The organism is Streptomyces milbemycinicus (genome assembly GCF_002154605.1).
Taxonomy (GTDB): domain Bacteria; phylum Actinomycetota; class Actinomycetes; order Streptomycetales; family Streptomycetaceae; genus Streptomyces; species Streptomyces milbemycinicus.
Map to the genome: position 1 here is coordinate 1 of NZ_MUNE01000054.1, position 15,527 is coordinate 15,527.

At 69.9% G+C, this 15,527-nt stretch carries 18 protein-coding genes; 10 read left to right on the plus strand and 8 right to left on the minus strand.

The window, feature by feature from the left end; all coding sequences use genetic code 11:
* From CCN51_RS05000 to CCN51_RS05015, 4 genes are all read right to left on the minus strand, one after another.
* Nucleotides 1–634: coiled-coil domain-containing protein (locus CCN51_RS05000; RefSeq protein ID WP_425444746.1), on the minus strand; the 634-nt coding region annotated here is incomplete at its 3' end.
* A 208-nt stretch (nucleotides 635–842) separates the two neighbouring features.
* Complete coding sequence (locus tag CCN51_RS05005) at nucleotides 843–1,109, minus strand: hypothetical protein (protein ID WP_043486791.1); 267 nt, start codon at nucleotides 1,107–1,109, stop codon at nucleotides 843–845.
* A 58-nt stretch (nucleotides 1,110–1,167) separates the two neighbouring features.
* Entirely contained in the window at nucleotides 1,168–2,055 is an 888-nt protein-coding gene (locus tag CCN51_RS05010) for a TetR/AcrR family transcriptional regulator (protein ID WP_014176457.1), read from the minus strand.
* A gap of 30 nt (nucleotides 2,056–2,085) precedes the next feature.
* Nucleotides 2,086–3,015 (minus strand): AurF N-oxygenase family protein, encoded by a 930-nt coding sequence (locus tag CCN51_RS05015; RefSeq protein ID WP_014176456.1) that lies wholly within the window; start codon nucleotides 3,013–3,015, stop codon nucleotides 2,086–2,088.
* Nucleotides 3,016–3,266: 251 nt separating this feature from the next.
* Here CCN51_RS05015 and CCN51_RS05020 point away from each other — a divergent pair, with 251 nt between their 5' ends.
* Nucleotides 3,267–4,376 carry a ferritin-like domain-containing protein gene (locus CCN51_RS05020; protein WP_014176455.1) on the plus strand — a complete coding sequence of 370 codons (1,110 nt, stop codon included), beginning with the start codon at nucleotides 3,267–3,269 and terminating at the stop codon, nucleotides 4,374–4,376.
* Between the two features lie 49 nt (nucleotides 4,377–4,425).
* Here the strand turns inward: CCN51_RS05020 and CCN51_RS05025 are convergent, their stop codons facing one another.
* The gene (locus CCN51_RS05025) at nucleotides 4,426–4,941 is read right to left on the minus strand and encodes a MarR family winged helix-turn-helix transcriptional regulator (RefSeq protein WP_014176454.1); all 516 of its coding nucleotides are present in this window, start codon (nucleotides 4,939–4,941) and stop codon (nucleotides 4,426–4,428) included.
* Between the two features lie 131 nt (nucleotides 4,942–5,072).
* Here CCN51_RS05025 and CCN51_RS05030 point away from each other — a divergent pair, with 131 nt between their 5' ends.
* The 5 genes from CCN51_RS05030 to CCN51_RS05050 all read left to right on the plus strand — a co-directional run bounded on the left by CCN51_RS05030 (nucleotide 5,073) and on the right by CCN51_RS05050 (nucleotide 10,062).
* Nucleotides 5,073–5,612, plus strand: a complete 540-nt coding sequence (locus CCN51_RS05030) for a YceI family protein (RefSeq protein WP_014176453.1) — start codon at nucleotides 5,073–5,075, stop codon at nucleotides 5,610–5,612.
* 61 nt (nucleotides 5,613–5,673) lie between these two features.
* Nucleotides 5,674–6,648: an ADP-ribosylglycohydrolase family protein gene (locus tag CCN51_RS05035; RefSeq protein ID WP_014176452.1), complete on the plus strand. Its 975-nt coding sequence runs from the start codon at nucleotides 5,674–5,676 to the stop codon at nucleotides 6,646–6,648.
* 107 nt (nucleotides 6,649–6,755) lie between these two features.
* Complete coding sequence (locus CCN51_RS05040; protein ID WP_014176451.1) at nucleotides 6,756–7,025, plus strand: hypothetical protein; 270 nt, start codon at nucleotides 6,756–6,758, stop codon at nucleotides 7,023–7,025.
* Nucleotides 7,018–7,653 carry a DUF6879 family protein gene (locus CCN51_RS05045; protein WP_014176450.1) on the plus strand — a complete coding sequence of 212 codons (636 nt, stop codon included), beginning with the start codon at nucleotides 7,018–7,020 and terminating at the stop codon, nucleotides 7,651–7,653. The genes CCN51_RS05040 and CCN51_RS05045 overlap by 8 nt, the downstream gene beginning before the upstream one ends.
* A 108-nt stretch (nucleotides 7,654–7,761) precedes the next feature.
* The gene (locus CCN51_RS05050; protein WP_014176449.1) at nucleotides 7,762–10,062 is read left to right on the plus strand and encodes an ATP-binding protein; all 2,301 of its coding nucleotides are present in this window, start codon (nucleotides 7,762–7,764) and stop codon (nucleotides 10,060–10,062) included.
* On the opposite strand, the gene CCN51_RS05055 is transcribed toward CCN51_RS05050, so the two are convergent.
* Both CCN51_RS05055 and iscB read right to left on the minus strand, forming a co-directional pair.
* Complete coding sequence (locus tag CCN51_RS05055; RefSeq protein WP_014176448.1) at nucleotides 10,052–10,759, minus strand: hypothetical protein; 708 nt, start codon at nucleotides 10,757–10,759, stop codon at nucleotides 10,052–10,054. The genes CCN51_RS05050 and CCN51_RS05055 overlap by 11 nt on opposite strands.
* Before the next feature lie 99 nt (nucleotides 10,760–10,858).
* A complete protein-coding gene (iscB, locus tag CCN51_RS05060) occupies nucleotides 10,859–12,286 on the minus strand; it encodes an RNA-guided endonuclease IscB (protein ID WP_086859306.1) in 1,428 nt (475 codons plus the stop codon).
* A gap of 231 nt (nucleotides 12,287–12,517) precedes the next feature.
* On the opposite strand from iscB, the gene CCN51_RS05065 reads away from it, so the two are divergent.
* Both CCN51_RS05065 and CCN51_RS05070 read left to right on the plus strand, forming a co-directional pair.
* Entirely contained in the window at nucleotides 12,518–13,399 is an 882-nt protein-coding gene (locus tag CCN51_RS05065; protein ID WP_014176446.1) for a helix-turn-helix domain-containing protein, read from the plus strand.
* An 11-nt stretch (nucleotides 13,400–13,410) separates the two neighbouring features.
* The gene (locus CCN51_RS05070; protein ID WP_014176445.1) at nucleotides 13,411–13,611 is read left to right on the plus strand and encodes a DUF397 domain-containing protein; all 201 of its coding nucleotides are present in this window, start codon (nucleotides 13,411–13,413) and stop codon (nucleotides 13,609–13,611) included.
* Here CCN51_RS05070 and CCN51_RS05075 read toward each other — a convergent pair.
* Nucleotides 13,601–14,419: a helix-turn-helix transcriptional regulator gene (locus tag CCN51_RS05075; RefSeq protein WP_014176444.1), complete on the minus strand. Its 819-nt coding sequence runs from the start codon at nucleotides 14,417–14,419 to the stop codon at nucleotides 13,601–13,603. The two genes, CCN51_RS05070 and CCN51_RS05075, sit on opposite strands and share 11 nt — an antisense overlap.
* Nucleotides 14,420–14,555: 136 nt before the next feature.
* On the opposite strand from CCN51_RS05075, the gene CCN51_RS05080 reads away from it, so the two are divergent.
* A complete protein-coding gene (locus tag CCN51_RS05080) occupies nucleotides 14,556–14,987 on the plus strand; it encodes a hypothetical protein (RefSeq protein ID WP_055413933.1) in 432 nt (143 codons plus the stop codon).
* Nucleotides 14,988–15,018: 31 nt separating this feature from the next.
* Nucleotides 15,019–15,527 (plus strand): RNA polymerase sigma factor (locus tag CCN51_RS05085; protein WP_086859308.1); only part of this gene is annotated, 509 nt, incomplete at its 3' end.

Below are 15,527 nucleotides of genomic sequence, written 5' to 3' on the forward strand. Positions count from 1 at the left end.
CGTACTCCCGCTCCGCCAGCTCGCGCAGCTGGCGGAGGGTCAGTGAGGCCAGGGTCCGCTCGATGGTGGTGAGGCGTTTTTCGACCCTGTCCCGCTGTTTCTTCCGCTTGGTCGTGAGGGACAGCTGTTTCTTCAGCGCGGCCCGGCCCCGCTTGGCGAGATCTTCCGCATGTGCCTCCCCTCTGGTCAGCCGCTCGACGAGGATCGCCTGGCGGTCGGCGGCCCGGCCGAGCTCACGCGTCTGCTCGGTGACCTGGTCCGGGCTCGGGGACAGCAGCGCCATCAGGAGGTGGTACGAGGACAGCTGGGTGCGGCCCTGGTACTGCTCGCGGGCCAGTTGCCCCGCCTCGTCGCGGCTGATGGCGAGGTGGGCCCGGGTGCGGACGAGGGCGGCGGTCAGCGCCCGGGTCTTGGCGCGCTGCTTGCGCAGCTTCTCCTCGGTGGCGTTGTACGCCTCGCTCGCCTCCTCGGCCTTGCGGTACAGCGTCTTGAGCTGCGTCAGCAGCTCGGCGACCGACTGCTCGGCGGGCGCGGGCGCGGGCACGGGAGCGGGCGCGGCGGCGGCCGGCGCCGACGGGACGGGCGCGGCCAGCGCGGTGGCCGCGGTCAGCGCCGCCGCGCAGACAGATCGCACAATGCGTCCTGACACGGGTTCACCTCCGGGCTCGACGAGTCGACCTCGGGGCGATCGTGACATGGCCAGTCGTATATTCAGGAGAATTATCCGCGAGTCGGGCCAATACGGTCACCCGTCCGGCGGTCGATCCGCCCGCCCGTTCCGTCGTATGTCTGTGCGAGCGGTGGTGGTGCCGGGCAGCGCGGCCGTAGCTGTTGGCGTACCGTCAGCCGGGCTTTGACCAGGGCCATTTCAGCCCGCCCTGCGCTTTGCCCGCCGGGTCGTACTCGTACCGCCACCCGCGCACCAGCCCCAGCCGCCGCGATGTGGCGGCCGGCACCCGGCGGTAGACGTACACCGTCGGCGGGCCGCCGCCCTCGTCCGGCACCGGCACCTCGTACGTCTTCGGCGGCTGCCCGGTCAGCCCGACCAGCACCGGCAGCACCCGGCCGTCCAGCGGCCCGCCCACGAAGGGCGTCTCCTCGCTTCTCACCGGCCCAGTCTCACAGCACGTGGGAGGCGTCGCCGCACAGCAGGTGGGAGACCCAGTCTTACAGCAGGTGGGAGGCGTCGCCGAGCACCGGCATCACACGCCGGGCCAGCGCCCCGGCCTGCCCCTCCGCAGTCTCCAGCGCGAGCGCCGCGCGCAGCACCCGCGCCGTCTGCGGATCGCTCGCGCTCGTGGCGGCCATCAGCGCGACGAAATGGTCCACGAGCCAGTCCCGCAGCTGCGCCATCGGCGGCTGCTTGCCCTCGTCCAGCCACATCAGCGAGGCGGCCTCGACCGCGGTGATCCAGGTGCGCACCATCATCCGCAGCCGCGGGCTCGGTTCCGCCACCTCCAGATGGAGCAGGATCTGATCGGCCGCGGCGCGCCGCACCTCGTCGACGATCGCGTTGGTCCGCGAGGTGTCGGCGACACTGCCGCCCTGCAGCAGCGCGCTGAACCCCGCGTCGCGCTCGTCCACAAAGGCGAGATAGCGGTCGAGCCCCCGGCCAAGACGTACGGTGAGCGGGCCGCTCCGGGGCTCGGCGAAGCACAGTTCCAGCTCATCGGCGGCGCTGCGCAGCGCCGCCTCGTACAACTGCTGCTTACCGCCGGGGAAGTAGCGGTAGACCAGCGGCCGGGAGGCCCCGGCGGCGGTGGCCACGTCGTCCAGCGAGACCTCCTCGGGCGCGCGATGGGCGAACAACCCGAGCGCGGCGGCGATCAGCTGGGCCCGCCGCTCCTCCACACCGAGCCTGCGATACGCGCCCCGGCGCGCGGGGCGCGTGGCGCGGCGCGCCGCGGCCGCGGGGTCGGCCGCCGGCGTGTCGGAAGCCGGCGCGGTGGCCGCCGGCGTGGCGGGTGCCGGCGTGGCGGGTGTCGCGGGCGACGCCGCGGCACGGGTCGTTGTCGCCGCCGGCTGCGCCGGGGCGGTGCCGCTGCCTGAGGTCATGCCTGGCAGCGTAACCGCCCCTGCGTGCGATTACGCCAGCAGGCCCGAGCTCTGCCACAACCCGCGCCCCGCGCCCCGCAGCACGCCGATGTCGTCGAGGAAGTCCGTCAGCCGCTTCGCGCCCGTACGCATCACCTCGCGCCGATGGGCGCTCGCCCGCGCCTGCTCGACCGCCGCGCGCCGGTCGAGTCCGACGTCCGCGTACACCTGGGGGTTGACGAAGGCACGCGCGAACACCCGGGCGAACTCGCCCGAGCCGAGCCGGGTCACCTCCGCCTTCCACGAGGACGCCGACACCATCTGACGGCGCAACTCCTCCCGCGCGTACCGCACATGGCGCGCCTCCTCCACCACATGGATCCGCGTCGCACCGCGCACCAGCGGCTGGATCCGTTCGTCGGGGAAGGTCAGCCGCTGCATCCAGTCCAGGATCTCCTCGCCGAGCAGGGTCGCGGTGAAGGAGCCGGGGGTCGTGGAGGCCGTCTTGAAGAAGCGGCCGAGGTTGTGGTGCAGCGGGGCGGGCGGATAGGCGGGGGTGCCGCCCTTGGCGATCAGCCGGGCGAACATCTTCGAGTGACGGCACTCGTCGGCGATTTCGGTGAGCGCGTAGCGCACATGCGCGCTGGTCGAGGGCTTGTCGTAAATATGGCGGGTGAGCAGCTGGATCAGGATGACCTCGAGCCATATGCCGAGCGAGAGCAGCGCCGCGAACTCATGCCGGGACAGCAGGACGCGCTGCTCCTCGGACATCCGCCGCCACATCGGCGTGGCGTACAGGGACAGCAGCTCCGGCGGCCAGAACCACATGCCCTCCTCGTACGGCGCGTCCCAGTCGAGCTCGGCGTCCGGGTCGAAGGAGTGCCGGGCGGAGGACTTCAGCAGCCGTTCGGCCACCGCCTCGCGGTCCTTGAGCAGCCCGAGCGCATCGCGTGGCGCGGTGGGTCGGATCGTGGTCGTCATGCTTGGCACCTCGGCGCACCTCGGTCGTGGCGGGGCCGCCGGGAGGGTTACCGGCGGATACGTCTTATGAGACGCTGTGTCAGCAAGCGCGTCAATCCCCTGCGTACGGCCGCGTCAAGCCCGCCCGGAGAGCGGGCCGCCGATACGCTCGACCGATTCTCGAGTGGCATATGGCTCGGCTGTACTAGACGTGTGAGCCCGCGTTTTCCCATCCGTTGACGGGGGAGCGAGCAAGGCGAAGGAGGCGTCGAATGCCGACGCAGGAGCTCTACGCGATGGACCCCGGGGATCCGAAGTGGCAGGTGCCCGCCACCGGGGCGGCCCGCTTCAGCTGGGACTACGGCCAAGGCCGCGAACGGCTGCTCGCCCTCTACCAGAAGGGCAAGGACAAGCAGTGGGACGCCGTGAAGCGGATCGACTGGGACCAAGAGGTGGACCCGTACGATCCGCTGGGCACCCCCGACGACGCCCTGCCCCTCCACGGCACCCGGCACTGGGGCAAGATGACCGAGCGGGACAAGGGCGAGCTGCGGCATCACTTCGCCGCCTGGCAGTTCAGCCAGTTCCTGCACGGTGAACAGGGCGCCATGGTGTGCGCGGCGCGGATCGTGGAGTCGGTCCCCGACCTGGACGCCAAGTTCTACTCCGCCACCCAGACCATGGACGAGGCGCGGCACGCCGAGATCTACAGCCGGTTTCTGCGCGACAAGCTCGGCACCCTCTACCCGATCAACGACAACCTGGCCGCGCTGCTCGGCGACACCCTCCGCGACTCCCGCTGGGACATGCCGTACCTGGGCATGCAGGTGCTCATCGAGGGCCTGGCGCTGGCCGCGTTCGGGCTCATCCGCGACACCACGGACAAGCCGCTGCCCCGCCAGATCCTCACCTACGTCATGCAGGACGAGGCCCGCCATGTCGCCTTCGGGCGGATGGCGCTGCGAGACTATTACCGGCAGCTCACGGATGCGGAGCTGCGCGAGCGCGAGGAATTCGTCATCGAGGGCTGCTACTTGATGCGCGACCGGCTGCGCGGGGTCGAGGTCCTGGAGAACCTCGGCATCTCCAGCGCCGAGGCCCACGAGTACACCGAACGCGCGCCGCAGCTCCAGATCTTCCGCAAGCTGCTGTTCAGCCGGATCGTGCCGTGTGTGAAGGACATCGGGCTGTGGGGCGCGCGGCTGCGGCGCGCGTATGTCGACCTGGGCGTGCTGGAGCTGGGCGACGGAGACCTCGACCAGCTGATGGCGCAGGACGAGGAGCTGGCCGACCGGCTCGACGCGCGGCGCTTCAGGGCGGAGGAGGCGGCGCGTACGGGGGAGGTGGCGGCGGCGATCGCCGAGGGCGCGGCGGACGACTGACGGCGGACGGCCTACGGGGCTGCGGGGCGGTGGGTGACGGCCTGGGGCCTCAGCCGCAGCTGTCCCGGGGTCTCGGGGCGGGGTCGACCGCGCCGACCCCGGTCACGAGCGAGCCGAAGCTCTGCGCGCCCAGCGGCCCGACGACGCGCTTGCGCAGGGCATCGGCCAGGGTGAGGGCGGCGGTGACGGCGGCGGTGAGGCCCGGCTCGGTCAGCCGGGCGAGGATGACCCGGCGGTCGCACGGCGAGGGGTGGCGCTCGAGCAGCCCGGCCTCGGCCAGCCGGTCGGCGACCTTGGTGGTGCCGGCCGTGGTGAAGCCGAGGGTGGCCGCGAGCTGGTTCATCGGCGCGGCGTTCTCAGGGGCGGTGAGCAGGAACCACAGCACCTGGAACGACGAGGGTGCCAGGCCGGTCTTCGTCTCGACGTCGTCCAGGAGCTGATCGGTGAGCCGCCGCATCCCCGACTGCAGGACGTCCCACTGCTCGAGCAGCGCGTGATCCTCCGAAGTGGGACATCGGGAGCCGTCCCCTTCGCCCACGTGGGCCGTCTCCGGGCATTCCGCCATGTCTCGCACCCCTCTCGCGCTGTCGACCGGTCTTGCCCAGGGTATCAATGCCAGCTACTGTCTAACTAGCTACTTAATATCGAGCTACTTAAATGGTTCGCCCGACCTGCCCGTACGAAAGGCCTTCCGCCATGCCCGAACCCGCTGCCACCACGCCCCTCCCCGCCGTCCAGGCCGGCGCCTGGGTCCTCGACCCCGCACGGACGCGGGTCCGCCTCCAGCACAAGACCATGTGGGGAATGGTCACGGTGAAGGGCGGCTTCACCAGCGTCGACGGCGAGGGCGAGGTCCTGCCCGACGGCTCCGCGAGCGGCACCCTGACCATCGACGCGGCCTCCGTGGACACAGGCCACGCCAAGCGCGACGCCCATCTGCGCAGCGCGGACTTCTTCGACACCGACCGCCACGCCGCCCTCGTCTTCACCGCCCACCGCGCCACACCCGACCCCCGGGGCGCCGTGGAGATCGCCGGCGAACTGACGGTCCGCGGCACCACCCGCCCGCTGGCCTTCACCGCCACCGCACCGGGCGCCACCGCGGACGGGGTCACCCTGACCGCCGAACTGTCCGTCGACCCGGCCGACTTCGGGCTCACCTGGAACAAGCTCGGCATGATGAAGGGCCAGACCGCGATCACGGTCGAGGCCCACTTCATCCGCGGACGCGCGTAAGGGACGAACACCGCGGCGCACCGAAAAACCGCGGTGCGGCGAACATCCCCCCACTGGCACGATGCGCACCATGACCGCGACCCCAACTCCGAACCCGTCGGCCGCCCGCCGCAGCATCGAGGCCCTTGCCCTCGGCGACGCCTTCGGCGAACGCTGGTTCCCGCTCTTCCGCGACCGGCGGCGGGCGTACGACGAGATCAGGGCGCGGGCGGTCCCGGAGGAGTCGCCGTGGCCGTGGACGGACGATACGGCGATGGCGCTCGGCGTACTGAGCGTGCTGAACGACCACGGGAAGGTCGACCAGCCCCGGCTTGCCCAAACCCTGGCCGACACCTTCCTGTCCGACCCCGGGCGCGGCTACGGCAGCGGCATGCATGAACTCCTGCCGTCACTCGCCGCCGCCCCCACCTCCTGGCCGTCCGCCACCCGCGCCCTGTTCGGCGGCGAGGGCAGCCTCGGCAACGGCGCGGCGATGCGGGTCGCACCGCTGGGCGCGTGGTTCAGCGCGGACCCGGACCACGCCGCCGAACAGGCCCGCCGCTCGGCCGAGGTCACCCACGCCCACCCTCAGGGCATCGCCGGCGCGGTCGCGGTCGCGGTGGCGGCGTCCCTCACAGCCGGCCGCGTCCAGACCCCTGAACCGGCCCTGGACGGCAGCGCCTCGGCCCCGGAACCAGCCCCGGACCTCCTCGCCCGGGTCGCCGACCGCACCCCTCCGGGCCCGGTCCGCGACGGCCTGATCCACGCCATCGCCCTGCCGCCCACCACCACCCCGCGCCAGGCCGCCGACCTGCTCGGAAGCGGCCGCCGCATCCGGGCCGACGACACCGTCCCCTTCGCCCTCTGGTGCGCCGCCCGCCACCAGGACGACTTGATCGCCGCCCTGTGGGCCACGGCGGAGGGACTTGGCGACGTCGACACCACCTGCGCGATCGTGGGCGGCGTCGTAGGAGCGGGCACGGGCGTATCGGCCGTCCCGGCCGCCTGGCTGGGACGGCGGGAGCCGCTGCCCGCGTGGGTGGCGGCGCTGTCGTAGACCGAGTGAGCGCTCCTTAGCCACGTTGGCCGACGCGTTTATTGCGGTACGTAGCCGCTCTACATACGCTCGGTAGCTATTGAGTTGAGCGCATAGGGGGAGACGACATGGCCCGTCCCTGGGAAGCCGATCCGTCCGCGTTATTCGTGCGGCGACTTGGCAAGTCGGCCAAGGAGCTGGGCACGACCAAGGACGAGGACGGCTGCCCGGACATCTGGGAGCTCGGCAACGGTGACATCGCCATTGTCGGACGCGATCTCACCGACGCCTACGCCGCACGTCTGCCCGCGGATGTCACCATCGCCTCGGATGAGCGCCTGGTGGTCATTCCGGGAAACATGCTCCGCTCCGCGAAGCCGGACATCGCCGATGCCTGACCGGAGCGCCCTCGAACTCCCCGTCGGCCAAGGAGAACGGCTGCTCCTTGACGCCTATCAAAGCGAATTCCGGCAGCGTCGAGCGGAGCTCCGCGACCGGCAGTCCTGGAAGTTCGAGCGGCAGCAGGAGTTCGAGGAACTGGACAATAGCTGGGAAGCGTTCTGCCGAGGCCATTGGGAGGAAGCCCTGCGGCTTCTCGGCGAGGAGCGGGAAGCGCACCTCAAGACGGCCCAGCGCGACCGGGAGCGCGGCACCGCTTTTCACCGCGTTCGCGTGGTGGAGGAGCCGCTGACGCCTTATATGCAGTGGGAACTGCATGCGCTGCGGGTGCAGTCGGAGGCCGGCAAGGAGATTCGGGTCGTCACGCCCGCTGCCCTGAGCTCGCTGGAGATCACCGGCCCGCTGCCCGAAGTCGTGGTGGTCGGCAGCCAGGTCCTGTACCAGGTCGTCTATACGGAAGCCGGCTTCCTGGACGGAGCGATCCGCTTCACGGACGCCGAGCTGACCAGGCGCTGGGAGAGCTTCATCAAGGAGCTGTACGAGGCCGGGGAAGATCTGCTGCCCTACTTCGAACGCCGCGTGGCGCACCTTTCGCCGCCACAGCCGCCGCAGCCGAAAGCGGTGTAAGCGATCACCAGGGACGACGACGCGGATGGGAGGCGTCGGGGAGACACGGACAACGACCTGTCGGGATTCTCTCGCGATGTCGTACAAGCGGGAGCCATCTCCGGGGGAGTGCACTTCCACAGCACCCGGGCGGCGGACGACCCCGCCCGGGTCGTTCCGCGGCAGCTGCCCGGTGATGCCAGGGGTTTCGTCAACCGTACGGAGGAGTTGCACCGCCTCGACGCGATCTTGGCCGGTGGCGAGGGCGACTCCGTCGTGGTCGCCATATGCGTGATCGCCGGTACCGCGGGAGCGGGGAAGACATCTCTGGCTCTGCGCTGGGCCCACCAGGTGAAGGCCGATTTCCCCGACGGTCAGCTCTACGTCAACCTGCGGGGCTATGACCCGGGCGAGCCGGTCACCGCGCAGGAAGCACTGCACCGGTTCCTGACGGGACTCGGCGTCGAGCCGGGCGCGGTGCCGACGGACACCGAGGCCGCTGCGGCACTGTTCCGCTCCTTGTCAGCCGACCGCAGGATGCTGATCGTCCTGGACAACGCCGCCACCGTGGCCCAGGTGCGGCCGCTGCTGCCCGGTCACGCCGGTTGCCTGGTGGTCGTCACCAGCCGGGGCCGGCTGTCCGGGCTCGCCGTACGCGATGGGGCGCACCGCATCACCCTCGGGACCCTTCCCGAGCCGGAGGCGGTGTCCCTGCTGCGCGCCGTGACCTCCGGCTATCGTCCTGAGGACGATGCGGAGAAGCTGACCGAGCTCGCCCGACTCTGTGCGCGACTGCCCCTGGCCTTGCGCATCGCGGCGGAGCGCGCCGCGAGCCATCCCCATATGCAGTTGGACGAACTGATCGCCGACCTACGTGACGAGTCCGCGCTGTGGGCGGCTCTGAGCACGGGGGACGAGCAGGACGCCGATGCGGTGCGCTCGGTGTTCGCCTGGTCGTACCGGGCGCTGTCCCCGGATGCGGCCCGCCTCTTCAGGCTGCTCGGTCTGCACCCGGGGCCAGGGTTCGGTCTCGGAGCCGTCTCCGCTCTCGCCGGTATCAGCGTGCGGCAGGCGCGGCAGCTGCTGGATGTGCTGGTCGGGGCACATCTGTTGGAGCAGACCGCACCTGACCGGTTCGAGTTCCACGATCTTCTGCGAGCCTATGCGACCGAGCAGAGCCGCCTGGACGAGACGGCCGACGGCCGCGCCGCTGCCTTGCGGCGCGTACTCGACTGGTATCTGCACACGGCCGATGCCGCGCAGAGCTGGATCACCCCCGCCCGCGAACACCTCTCGCTGGACCCGGCGGACGAGAGGGCCGCTCCCCTGTCCTTCTCCGACTACGACCAGGCCGTCGACTGGTCCGAGCGGGAGCAGTCGAATCTCATCGCCGCGGTGCGAACTGCTGAGAAGGCCGGACTCGATCGCTACGCGTGGCAGCTGTCCGCGGTGTTCTGGAGCGCCCAGGCGCCTTCGGCCGCCGTCACCGACTGGCTCGACACGGGAGAGATCGGCCTGAGGGCGGTACGTCGTCTTGGCGACCGGGTCGGCGAAGCCAAGATTCTGGAGAGCCTTGGATTCGCCTACCGGCGGCTCAACGACCTTCCAAAGGCCCTGAACGCGCATCGCGAGGCACTGACAATCCGACGGGAGCTGTCCGACCCCCGGGGCGAGGCATCCGCGCTGAACGCTCTGGGACTGCTCGCCCTCCGTACGCGACGGTTACGCGACGCGGAAGAGCATTTCGTACGAGCCTTGGCCGTCTTCCACGAACTCGACGCTGTGCACTGGGAAGCGGTCACCCGCGCCAATCTCGGCACAGTGCACTTTGAGGCCGGACGCTTGACCGAAGCGGTAAGCAATCTTGAACAAGCCCTTGTGGTGCATGAGCGGATGGCGAACAAGGGCAGCGTGGGCAATGTCCTCCGCGTGCGCAGTGCGATCCACCTGGAACGCGGCGAATTGGCCGAAGCCGCCCGGACCGCGCACGAAGCCCTGGATATGGCCTTGGAACTGCGCGACCGCGTGATGGAGGGGTATTGGCTGCTCTATCTGGGCGATGTCCAGCAAGCGCTCGGGCAGTGTGCCGAGGCTCTGATCTCCTACCAGCGATCTGCCACGATTCACCGTCGCTTGGGCGACCGCAGCCGTGAAGCGCTCGCCTGGTACGGCGTGGGCAGGACATACCACCGCCTTGAGCGCGCTGCCGAAGCCGCCGACTTTTTCCGCAGGGCCGCCGCAGTCCAGCAGGAAGTGGGTGATTCCTGGCACCATGCCCTGGCCCTGGACGGCCTCGCGACGTCGCTGTTCGTTGAAGACGCGGTAGCGGCCAGGCGACATTGGGGCGACGCCCTACGGCTCCTGGCCGACTACGACGACGTGCGCGCGGTGAAGCTGCGAGAAAGGATCGAGGGCCGGCTTACGGAATAGAGAGAGGCTTCCCGCCCAAGCCGCCCAAGCTGTCCAACAGCCCACCCCCATTGGCCAGCTTGCCCAAGCCGGGCAGCTTGTCCAAGGCATCCAGCTTGTCCAGCTTCAGCGGGGCGAGCGGGGACTCCCCTTGGGGCTGTGAGAGCGGATCGTCGTCCTTGAGGTCGAACTGGGCCCAGGCCCTGTCGGTCATTCTCGCGTCGTTGGGGCTGGCGTCCGCCTGGTTGAGAAGCTCGACCGTCTGCTGCAGCGGGCGGCCGGGCGCAACGGAGAAGTCCTTGTCGACCTCGCCCTGCTTTTCCATCGCCTGCTCGGATTCGCCTTCGTACAGAACTCCGCGCACATGGACGTTGACCTGGTTTCCGCTGGGGGAGGTCAAGTTGGAATTCTGGGTCGGGCCCGTGTACCGGTAGGTGACGAACCACTCGATGCGCATCGTGTCGTTGCAGCGGTCGATGTACTGCCTCTCCAGGGGCGGAGTGTCCAGGACGAGCGTGATGTCGACGGGGTGGTCCATACGGGGACAGTCGACGTAACTTCCGGCGCCCTTGTAGTCGGCCGACCACAGGCTGACCGTCCCGGTCACCCGCTCGGGGGTGGCGGCCGGGGACGGTGCCGCTGAGGCAGAGCCGAGTGTCGTGGGGGAGAGGCCGATCAGGGCGGCGGCGCAGGCGGTAAGCAGACGGGATCGACGCACGGTGAACTCCGATCACTCCGACGTCAGCGTGATCTTGCGAGGAACCCCATGCGTTTGCGCCTGGGAGGAATCGCATCTTCGGATTACTCTGACGCGCATTCATGTACAGGTGGGTTCTGGTTGGTGAGTGTAGGTGTATCCGTCGCCTCGCTGGAGGAGGCGGATGTTGGTGTGTCGGATTCCTGCGGCGAGGCCGTGAGCAGTGCGGATATCGAACCTGCCGGTGGTGCGGATCATGACGCGGCCGGTGTGGGTGCCGGTGTACTTGCCTTTGGGGACGGAAGCGGTCACGAGATCGCCCGTGGCATAGCCGTGCACGGCTTTGACGCGGGGGCTGGTGCGGCGGGGGAAGCCGTGGCGGTCGGGGCTGGTGCGCTGGTGCTGGCCGCGCCCAGAGCATCCGGCGACCAGTATGGGGGTGATGGTTTCGGTGACTGTGTCGAGTTTGCCGACGTCGAGGGCGTCGAGGGTGTGGGACTTCGGGAGTCCGCAGCGGGTGCGGTTCCATTTCGTGCGGCCGCCGGAGACGATGTGGGTGGGCAGCATCTGGTCGAGGGCGCGCCACAGTGCCCATCGGGTGGACTGTACGGCTGCCGCGTCCCGTAGTGGGGCTTTGGCCTGAGCGAGGATTTTGGCGAGTTTGGTTTTGTCGCGCACGAATTCCTGGACGGAGCGGTTGGATTTGGTTTCGTTGCAGGGGATGCATGCGGTGACGAGGTTGGAGATGCGGTCGCTGCCGCCCCGGCTGCGGGGGTGGACGTGGTCGATGTTGAGCGGCACTTCGGTGATGCCGCAGTAGGCGCAGGCTCGGCCGAACTTGGCCAGGAGGTATTCGCGGGCCTCGGTGCCGTGGAGGGTGCCGTGCTGGTACTCGGCGCCTTCCAGTGGTCTGCCTGCGCTGATGGCGTGGGTGTCGAACGCGACCCGTTCCACGTGCACGGCGCGGACCGGTGCCCAGCGCGAGAGGCGCGTCACCCATGAGACGGTGGTGGTGACCCGGTGCTGGAGGGAGGGGGCGAGCCAGCCGTCGGGGCGGGTGCGGTTGTTGAAGCGCGGGGCGCGGTAGCGCAGGTTCGAGGTGCGGCGACGGCGCCGGTAGGCGGCGCGCTGTGCCAGCTTCTTCCGGATGACCGCACCCCGGTGGTCGAGCTGGACTGAGTACCGCCCCCTGCGTTCTCCCGCCTGGGCGGTGAAAGCGGCGATACGTGCCAGTCCTCGGCCGTGTTCGTCCTCCGAAGCTGGTGCGCGGGGGACGGGGAGGCCGGGGGCTTCGTCCTGTACGAGGACGCGGAGGACGTGGGGAGCGGTCCACTCGGCGAAGAGCGTGACGGGTGTCGAGCAGCCGCTGCGCAGGCAGGCATTCACCGAGTTGGTGACGGCCTCAGAGGTGAGGAGCAGCGCAGTGTCGGCGAGGTCGCGCCGGTCGGCGGCGGCGAGGAGGGTGCGGACGGCTTCCCGGGCGGCGCGGACCCAGACGGGCTCGGGCGGGAAGACGAGGGAGACGAGGTGGGAGTCGGAAGGCGGCATGTTGGCCTCCTGGGGTGCGGTGCGTGTGGTGTCACGTCAAGTGGCGTTGCTTGGTGGTCACTTGTGCGTTGAGCAGCGCGGTAAGGTCGATACCGACGGTAGGGAACGGTTTTCCTCTGTCGCAACCTTTTCTTGGGAAGTTCCCCCGCAGGGGTGGTGGAAGACGCAACCGGTGGACCGCCCGCTCGGGCACTGTGCAGACTGCCCGCACATCGTGAGAGAGGAGTGAGCATGGCACCCAGGAGTGAGCCGAGCGAGCGTCAGCGTCGCCTCGGCGCTGAACTGCGTAAGCTGCGCAACCGGGCCGGGCTCTCAGGTGACCAGGCCGCCGTGATCCTGGAGGCGGACCGCGCTCGTATCAGCAACATTGAGGCGGGTCGGATCGATGTGTCGCGGAATCGGCTCTACAAGCTGCTGCGCGAGTACGGGTGTCCGCAGGGACCGCTCTTCGACGGGCTCATGGAGATGGCGCAGGAGCGGGGCAAGGGGTGGTGGGACGAGTTCCGTGACGTCATGGGCCGAAGCGTCCTCGACTTGGCGGAGCTGGAGTCCCGGTCCACGGCGATCCTCATGCACGAGCCGCTGTTCATCCCAGGCATGTTCCAGACGGAGGACTACGCGCGCTCGGTAATTCTGGCCACCAGCGAGGATCACGCTTACGCCGACCGATACGTGGGTTTCCGGATGGCGCGACAGCGGGTCCTTGACGGTGAGTCGCCGGTCACCTATCACGCGGTGATCCATGAAGCGGCGCTGCGCGTGCAGGTGGGTGGCGGCAGCATTATGCGCAAGCAGTTGCTGAGGCTGATCGAACTTGCCCGGCTGCCCAACGTGACCTTGCAGATCTTCCCGTTCGAAAGGGGAGCGTACGCGGCCTTCAGCCGCCCCTTCCTACTCTTCGAGGGCTCGACGCCCGAGTTGCGCACCGTCTTTTTTGAGTACCCGGGCAACTCGGTGTTCCTGGGGGATGGAGAGCACATCGACGAGTACGCCAAGATGTTCGAGAAGCTGACCGACCTGGCGCTCGCTCCCGTCGACCCGGAAGCCGCGCCGGAGTCCCACGGCGGCCGCGACTCTCTGAGCTTGATCCAGCATGTGATGTACGAACTGTGAGAAGGAGTCCGATGTCCGAGCGTATTTGGCGTAAGTCTTCGTTCAGCACTGGCCCGCAAAGTGAATGCGTCGAGGTCGCCGCCGGGCCCGACGGGCTGGTCCACTTCCGGGAGAGCGACGACCCCCGCGTCACCGCCGCTACGACCCGCGCGATATGGGCCGCCTTCACCGCCGCCGCGAAGGCCGGGGACTTCGACAGCCTTACGAGCTGAACGCGGACCCCAGTGCCCGCAGGGCCTTCGCCGTGAACTCGTCGAGCGGATAGAACAGCTCGATCGCCAGCTCCGACAGCGTGACGTCCGCCGGAGCCCCGAACGTGGCCATGGTGCCGAACATCGCCAGCTCGCCCATCGGCGTGCGCACCCGCAGCGGCACCTGGATGGGGCTCGGCCGCGCCGCCGACGGGTCCGCGTCGGGGATGACCTCGTCCGCGGGGGCCGGGTAGTCGCGTACCTCCTCGTACAGCGCCCGCAGCTCCGTATCGCCGGTGGCGTCGGCCTGGCGGCGCAGCCGTTCGAGGGAGAGGGCCCGGACCTGGGCGAGGTTGGCCAGGCGGGGGGCCAGGCCGTCGGGGTGCAGGGTCAGCCGGTAGACGTTGGGGCGCGGGTCCAGCAGATGGGGCGGGATGCCGTCCATGAGGACGGACATGGCGCGGTTGCCGGTCAGCACGTTCCACACCCGGTCGACCACGACGGCCGGATACGGCTCGTGGGAGGTCAGCATCATGTCGAGCGCGGCGCGTACGGACGCCATGTCCTCGTCGTCGAGGCTGCTCTCCCGGTACGCCGGGGCGTAGTCGGCGGCCATCAGCAGCGTATTGCGTTCGCGCAGGGGGACGTCCAGGGCGGTGGCCAGGCGCAGCACCATCGTCCGGCTGGGGCGGGCGCGGCCGGTTTCCACACAGGAGAGATGGCGCGCGGAGGTGTCCGCGATATGGGCGAGTTCGAGCTGGCTGAGCCTGCGGCGCCGGCGCCACTCCCGGAGCAGGGCACCCACGCGGGACGGCTGATCGGCATCCATGGCCGGGAGCGTATCCGCCGATGGATCAGAGCGGCCATGACCTCGGAGGTCATTGAGTCCATGACCGCGCGGTGTCACCGTTTTCGCAGACCAGGCGCCGGGCGAGGGCCCTGGCCCGGATAGCGAGGGGACCCGTATGAGCACCCAGCCCATGACCCGGTCCATGACCACGGCGCAGGAACTGCTGCGCACCACCCTGCGCGTCGACAGCTGGTCCACCGGCGCCTTCGGCGTCGTCATGCTCGCGGGCGCGAAGTGGTTCGACGGCCTGCTGGGGCTGCCGGTGAGCTGGTCGGTGGCGTTTGGGATCGCCATGCTGGGCGGGGCCGCCGTGCTCGCGCTGATCGCCGGGTACGAGCGGATTCCCGCGCGGTTGGCGGCAGCCGTGCTCGTGGTCAACACGCTGTCGTGCGTGGGGCTGGTGGTGCTCGCGTGCACGGACGTGGTGGAGCTCACGGGGCTGGGGAGGGTGTTCATGGTCGTCGGGGCGGTGGCGGTGGCGGTGTTCGGGGAGTTCGAGTTCGTGGGGCTGCGGCGCGTTCTGCGGATGAGCGGGCGGCCCGCGTAAGGATGCTGGGGGCGCGAGACATGTAGGGGGCGTGAAGACGATTCAAACGGGGGACGGGCACGGGCGCTCGGCGCGGTTCACCGAGGTGTACGCGCGCGAGCACCCGCGCATCGTCGCCTTTGTGCACCGGAGGGTGGGCGACCGCGGCGCGGCCGAGGAGCTTGCGGCGGAGGTGTTCCGTATCGCGTGGGAGCACACCCTCAAGGACGGGGGCGAGATCGCGGCCGGCTGGCTGTTCGTCACCGCCCGCAATCTCGTACGCAACCACTACCGCGCCGAGGCCCGCCTGAGCGAACTCCACCGGCGCATCGCCGAGGAGCAGGGCCGTACGGCGGCCACCGGCCAGGACTCGGCGGTGCTCGACACGCTCGACCGCCTGCCCGCCCACCACCGCGAGGTGCTGGTGCTGAGCTACTGGGACGGGCTGAGCGCGGCCGAGGCCGGCGCCGTCCTGGGGTGTGGCGCACCGGCGGTGTGGGTGCGGCTGCACCGTGCGCGCAAGGCGTTTCGCGACGTTTACCGGGCCCCGGCCCCCTCGCC